The sequence below is a fragment of the Syntrophomonas sp. UBA5494 genome (genome assembly GCF_002426325.1).
In genome coordinates this window covers 17,717-18,300 of sequence record NZ_DIPG01000079.1, presented here as the reverse complement: position 1 = coordinate 18,300, position 584 = coordinate 17,717, and the positions used below count along the sequence as shown (strand labels likewise).

Genomic DNA, 584 nt, shown 5'->3' with positions numbered 1-584 from the left:
TGTCTCATCTGGGGATGGGCGGCCGCATCACAGCGCAAGCGGAAGAAATGGCGCCATTCCCGCAGATTATAGGTAACTACAATCTCGGTTTTTAAGGAATTGGGTAGCACCGAACGGGCTTCCTGAGGTGAGGAGCCTGCCGCCAGAAGTGCCATATAGTTTTTTTCCGCCGTCAGACATGCCTCTTCCCAGAGAGTACGGGCCTCCGGCCAATCATTATAAAAATAGGGCTCAATTACCGTAATTTCATTTCCGAATTTATCCTTGTTATAGGAACAGTAGCGGGTGGATTCCTGGGAATAGGCGGCAATGCGATGCCTTACCATTTCGTGGGTCACACCGCGGTCAGTTATAAAAAGAACGGTGGCCTTTTCATGCTCAATAATAGATTCGTGGCCCCTTTTAAGCAGATTTTTCAAAAAACCGGGGTTGGATTGTTTTTCCATGCGGTCTTCAGATTTATAACATACCCGGGCATAGCGCTCCAGCCTGGTTAACAATTCCTCCGCCAGCGCATGGACAGGTACCATTATACATGGTTTTTCAATTATCATTACCACACCTCCTCGTATAATAAGTTTTGC

The 584-nt window shown here is 47.4% G+C and carries 1 protein-coding gene; it reads right to left on the bottom strand.

Annotated features, from left to right (window positions below; translation table 11 throughout):
* The coding region (thyX, locus tag B3W37_RS08880) for an FAD-dependent thymidylate synthase (protein WP_483175438.1) at positions 1–554 on the bottom strand (554 nt) is incomplete at its 3' end.
* Positions 555–584 lie beyond the last annotated feature (30 nt).